Source organism: Alkalibacterium indicireducens (assembly GCF_039522005.1).
Taxonomy (GTDB): Bacteria; Bacillota; Bacilli; order Lactobacillales; family Carnobacteriaceae_A; genus Alkalibacterium; species Alkalibacterium indicireducens.
In genome coordinates this window covers 1-5,364 of sequence record NZ_BAAADA010000103.1, presented here as the reverse complement: position 1 = coordinate 5,364, position 5,364 = coordinate 1, and the positions used below count along the sequence as shown (strand labels likewise).

Annotated in this window: 5 protein-coding genes; all 5 read left to right on the top strand. The window is 42.5% G+C overall.

Going from position 1 to position 5,364, the window contains the following annotated elements; genetic code table 11:
* Window positions 1-271 precede the first annotated feature (271 nt).
* Genes ABFX15_RS06290 through ABFX15_RS06270 form a run of 5 tightly spaced genes read left to right on the top strand, consistent with a single transcriptional unit; the run spans window position 272 to window position 5,274 of the window.
* Entirely contained in the window at window positions 272-1,177 is a 906-nt protein-coding gene (locus ABFX15_RS06290; RefSeq protein ID WP_428830611.1) for a phytoene/squalene synthase family protein, read from the top strand.
* A gap of 32 nt (window positions 1,178-1,209) precedes the next feature.
* Window positions 1,210-2,712, top strand: coding sequence for a phytoene desaturase family protein (locus ABFX15_RS06285; RefSeq protein WP_346024615.1), 1,503 nt, complete (start codon window positions 1,210-1,212; stop codon window positions 2,710-2,712).
* A 37-nt stretch (window positions 2,713-2,749) separates the two neighbouring features.
* On the top strand, window positions 2,750-3,862 hold the full coding sequence (locus tag ABFX15_RS06280) for a glycosyltransferase family 2 protein (RefSeq protein ID WP_346024614.1): 1,113 nt from the start codon (window positions 2,750-2,752) through the stop codon (window positions 3,860-3,862).
* Between the two features lie 29 nt (window positions 3,863-3,891).
* Complete coding sequence (locus ABFX15_RS06275) at window positions 3,892-4,359, top strand: glycosyl-4,4'-diaponeurosporenoate acyltransferase CrtO family protein (RefSeq protein WP_346024616.1); 468 nt, start codon at window positions 3,892-3,894, stop codon at window positions 4,357-4,359.
* Between the two features lie 57 nt (window positions 4,360-4,416).
* Window positions 4,417-5,274 carry a VOC family protein gene (locus ABFX15_RS06270; RefSeq protein ID WP_346024613.1) on the top strand — a complete coding sequence of 286 codons (858 nt, stop codon included), beginning with the start codon at window positions 4,417-4,419 and terminating at the stop codon, window positions 5,272-5,274.
* The last annotated feature ends 90 nt before the right edge of the window (window positions 5,275-5,364 follow it).

Sequence of the window (5,364 nt, the reverse complement as noted above, 5' to 3'; positions counted from 1 at the left end):
CGTATACGGAACCGTACGTACGGTGGTGTGAGAGGACGATAAATGAATTAATCATTTATCTCCTACTCGATACCCGTCTGCATATTCTTCTCAAATAAATCAGGAATGTTGGCAGTCCGATGATTATGAAGCATAAAGAGGTCACACTATCTTCAATATTTCTGGTGGCGTATCATATATTGATTATATTTGAAGTATGTTACTATGAATTAAATAATGTAAATGACAAGTGTTATGGAAATAGAGTTTAAGAACACTCTCTATACCATTTATATTTTTTAGAGGAGGAGCTTGTATCGAAAAAGAACGGATACACTCTTCAGGCATAGATCAGGCCTATGCTTACTGCGAAGAGATTATAAAAGAACAGTCCAAGAGTTTTTATTTTGCTTTTTCGAAGCTGCCAAAAGATAAGGCTGAAGCAGTGTATGCCATTTATGCTTTCTGTCGCTTGGCAGATGACAGCATCGATGAAGCAGAAACAAAAGAGCAGCAGGCTGAAGCACTGGCTATGCTGACCAGCGAACTGAACCGATTTGAGCAAGGGAGAGAAGCGGACCACCCGATCTGGCACGCATTGAGAGATGTCTTCAGCAGATTTGATATGCCGATTCAACCATTTTATGATCAGCTGAAAGGGCAGGCAATGGACTATCATTTCGAACAGCCCTCGACGCTGGAAGAAGTGGAGGCTTACAGTTACTATGTAGCTGGATCTGTTGGTCTGATGCTTCTTCCGATCATAGCAACTGAGAACCATCAGGAGTTAAAAGAGCAGGCAATCGCTTTAGGCGTCGCTATGCAGCTGACGAACATATTAAGAGATGTCGGAGAAGACTACCGGAAGATTCATCGTATTTATCTGCCGTCTGGTTTAATGAAGAAGTTTAACTATACTGAACAGAATCTGTCTGATGGAGTGATCAACGAATCATTTATCAGTATTTGGGAAACACTTGCCTTAAGGGCTGAACAGCTTTATCTGGACTTCACTAAATCATTAGATCTTTTTGACAAGGATAGTCAGTATCCTGTTGCCTTGTCATCAAAAGTATACGGCGGAATACTTGACGCTGTGAGACAGAATAATTATGACTGCTTTTCCAAGAGAACCAAGACTTCCATGATAATGAAAATGCGAATATTGAGAGAAGTAAAGATGCAATTTGATAAGTGAGAGAGAAAATTTACAAGAATGAGGCAGAAAATATGACGAAAGTAAACCATCAGGGGAAAACGGTCGTAGTCATCGGTGGAGGACTGGGTGGATTGTCATCTGCCATATCACTGGCTCAAAACGGCTATACTGTGTCCTTGTATGAAAAAAACAGTCACCTGGGCGGCAAACTGAACAGGCTGGAAAAAGAAGGATTCGGCTTCGATCTCGGGCCATCTATTCTCACCATGCCTCATATTTTTGATGAATTATTTAAAAGAAACGGAAAAAAGCTGGCAGACTATGTGCCTCTCAGACAACTTGATCTGGAATGGCGTTCGTTCTTCACTGACGGGACAACCATTGATTTGTACAATGATCTGGATGAAATGAAGCAGAAGAATCCTGCGTTAAGTGATACGGACCTTCAGGCATACCGCAATTATCTTGATTATACTCGCCGATTATATGAGGCAACTGAAGAAGGGTATTTTAATAAAGGACTGGATGATCTGAAATCCATCATTGATTACCATGGTCTTATCCCTGCATTGAAGGGGTTCGATTATTTCCATACAATGGCTCAAGGTATTGATAAGCGTGTAAAAAATCCTTACATGAGGGACATGCTGAAGTATTACATTAAATATGTCGGTTCCTCTGCAGATGAAGCACCGGCTGTCTTGAATGTTCTGGCATACGTACAGAAGAAAATGGGACTCTGGTATGTCGACGGAGGCATGCACAAGCTGGCTGAAGGTTTAGTCCAACTTGGAAAAGAAGTCGGTGTGAGCTTTCATACAGGTGTTGAAGTGACAGCAATCGATACGAATGAAGAGAATGAAGTGACAGGTATAAAGCTTGGCAATGGTGAGCATGTCAGGGCTGATAAAATCGTTTCAAACATGGAAGTTATTCCCACCTACAAGCGACTTTTAAATGTCGATGCCGCCCATACAGATAAACTGGAAGAGACATTTGAACCAGCAGCATCCGGCCTCGTGCTTCACCTTGGTGTCGACCGGACTTACCCGCAGCTGGCTCATCACAACTTTTTCTTCTCTGAAAACTCCAAGCGTAACTACAAGACAGTCTTTAAAGATAAAGGATTGCCTGAGGACCCAACGATTTATCTTGTAAACAGCAACAAGACCGACCCGTCTCAGGCACCTGAAGGACATGAGAATATCAAGATCCTTCCGCATATTCCTTATAATCAGGATCGGCCGTTTACCGATGCTGATTATGCTCAGCTGAGAGAACGTGTTCTGATCAAACTGGAGCATATGGGTCTGACTGATTTGAGAAAACATATTGTAGTTGAAGATCAGTGGACGCCTGTGGACATTGAACAGACTTATTACTCTACACATGGCGCAATCTACGGTGTTGTTTCTGACCGGAAAAAGAACAAGGGGTTCAAGTTTCCTAAGAAAAGTGACCAGTACAAGAACCTTTATTTTGCCGGAGGATCGGTCAACCCCGGTGGCGGAATGCCGATGGTCACGTTAAGTGGGCAGCAAGTCGCCGACATCATCATAAATGAAGACAAGTAACACCTGGTAATCATATTGAGAGAAAGGATGTGCGCAGATGAGTGAGGGAATACTTGCCGTGCTCCTTTCTATCGGTCTGATGAGCGGGTGTTTCTTTTTGTTTAAAATACCCGCCATTCCTTTAACCAAATCTGACAGAAAGCTTCCGGGACTTTCTGTCATTATCCCGGCCAGAGACGAAGAAGAATCTCTGCCGAATTTATTGAAGTCCTTGAAAAAACAGACGTACAGACCCCTGGAAATTATTGTGGTGGATGATGCATCAACTGATGATACAGCTTTAATTGCGGCAGCTTACGATGCAAAAGTATTGTCAACTGAAGAATCAGAACTTGAATCAGGGGGGAAATCTGCAGCTTGCTGGATAGGAGCCGAAAAGGCAAAGGGAGAATGGCTGCTCTTCCTAGATGCTGACACCTACTTTGTCAATGACCGGGCGCTTGAATCAGTTGCTGATCAATATTTGAATCAACAGGACAAAGGCTTGTTATCCATACAACCCTTTCATGAGATAAAAAAAGTTTACGAAACAGCATCGATCGTTCCAAATATCATGGTCATGGCCGGTGTCAATCGGTATAGCCTGTTAGGTGGACAAATCGAAGGGAGAGGAGCTTTTGGCCCATTTCTACTGACGACGCGTAAGCAATATGAAGAATCTGGTGGACACAGGACTATACTGGACAGCCATATGGATGACATCGAACTGGCAAAACGGTATAAAGAAACGGGTTTACCTGTTAATGTGTTCAGTGGGAAGGAGGTTGTCCATTTCCGGATGTTCCCTGAAAGCTTTAGTCAGTTGGTCAACGGCTGGACTAAAAGCCTGATTCATGGATCGGAAGGGACCAACCCCTTAGTTCTGTTAAGTATTGCGCTGTGGATAGCGGGGATTTGCCTGTCGACGACTATACTGATTGGAACATTAGTTACCTTTGGACCAACAGGTATTCTACTTCCTAGTCTAATCTATTTCTTTTACTGTGTGCAGTTCAGGTGGCTGATGAACAAAGTCGGTCAATTTCCGCTATGGACAGCAGGATTTCCGGTAATTTATATCATTGTCTTTCTGTTTCTGTATCTCTTTTCAGTCTTTCAGGTGAAAATACTGAAAAGAGTCAGATGGCGGAACAGAGAAATAAAGTTTTAGGCTGAAAGGAGAAAGGATTGTTGAGGTTAGTGTGGGTAAACATAGCAGTATGGCTTTTTTTCCACGTGAGCATTTCACTCGGTCTCCTGAAAGTCCCCTACAGTTACTTTGGACCTGACCACCCGTCAGACATCTTATTCAGAGAGCGGTCCTTTGAACAAAAGGGGAAGCTCTGGAGAAATGTATTTTATGTACACAAATGGAAAGACAGACTCCCGGATGGTGCTTCACTTTTCAAGATGGGTTATAAGAAGAAACAGTTGGCTGATACGACAGTAGAAACAATGCAGCTGTTTATAATGGAAATGAAAAGGGCAGAACTGACTCATCTTCTGCTTCTTCTTCCTGCACCATTGTTTTTCTTGTGGAATCCAGTCTGGGCGGGTTTTGTCATGGTGTTCTATGCAATCATCGTAAATGTCCCATTTATTATTATTCAGAGATATAATCGTATCAGGCTGGCGATGATTGCTCAAAGAAGATATAAAAGAAGATGATTTTATTCCGAATCCGTGTTACTATATAAAAGTAAGTAAAATTAAAGGAGGATAAGGATGGGTAAAATAAATAAACTGATGGAAATAGGGTATGCTGAACTGAATGTGAGAGACCTGGATAAAATGACGCGTTACTATACTGATACAGTCGGACTTAGTCTGATTGAAAAAACTGACTCACAATCAAAATTAGGTATTGCAGAATCAGGAAAGGTCCTGCTTATTCTTGAAGAAACCCAAGGTCAGGATAACTTAGAAGTGAAAGCAGGTCTGTTCCATACCGCTTTTTTGCTTCCTGAGCGCAGGCATTTAGGAAATACATTATACAATCTTTTAAAAAATGAAGTGGCAATTGCCGGTGCTTCGGATCATGGTTATAGCGAAGCGTTATATCTGCAGGATCCTGAAGGCAATGGAATCGAGATTTACCGTGATAAGCCTAAAGAAGAGTGGGTGATCAACGATGACGGAACGATTCCAGGTGTGACAGAACAGATGGATGCACACGGCGTGCTGGACAGTCGGGATGAGAAAGTATCTCCATTATTTCCTGAAGGAACTGTCGTGGGTCATATACACTTGTCCGTATCAGACTTGAAAGAATCAGAGCAGTTTTATACTGATGCTCTTGGAATGGATTTGAAATACAAGTATGGTGCTCAGGCACGTTTTATTGCTGCTGGAGACTATCACCATCATATTGGAATGAACACATGGGCAGGTAGTGGCTTACCTAAGCGACGATCCGGCGATTTGGGACTACGTCAATTTACGCTTGTTCTGCCTGACCGGACAGATATTGATAAGCTGGCCGATCGTCTGTCAGAAAACGGTTATCCCTTCGAACGGGAACAGGACAGTTTGTCAGTAACTGACCCGAATGGCATCATTATTACCTTTAATGTTATAGAGTGAACTACCCACCACTTAAATTCTTTGGATTTTGAAGTGGGGGCTTCCTACGAACTCCATTCTTGTCTGCACAGACTTCATACAGACAGAGGA

Excerpts from the sequence above, each read along its gene's own strand:
- ABFX15_RS06285 (WP_346024615.1), top strand. The coding sequence starts at position 1,210 with ATGACGAAAGTAAACCATCAGGGGAAAACGGTCGTAGTCATCGGTGGA.
- ABFX15_RS06280 (WP_346024614.1), top strand. The coding sequence starts at position 2,750 with ATGAGTGAGGGAATACTTGCCGTGCTCCTTTCTATCGGTCTGATGAGC.
- ABFX15_RS06270 (WP_346024613.1), top strand. The coding sequence starts at position 4,417 with ATGGGTAAAATAAATAAACTGATGGAAATAGGGTATGCTGAACTGAAT.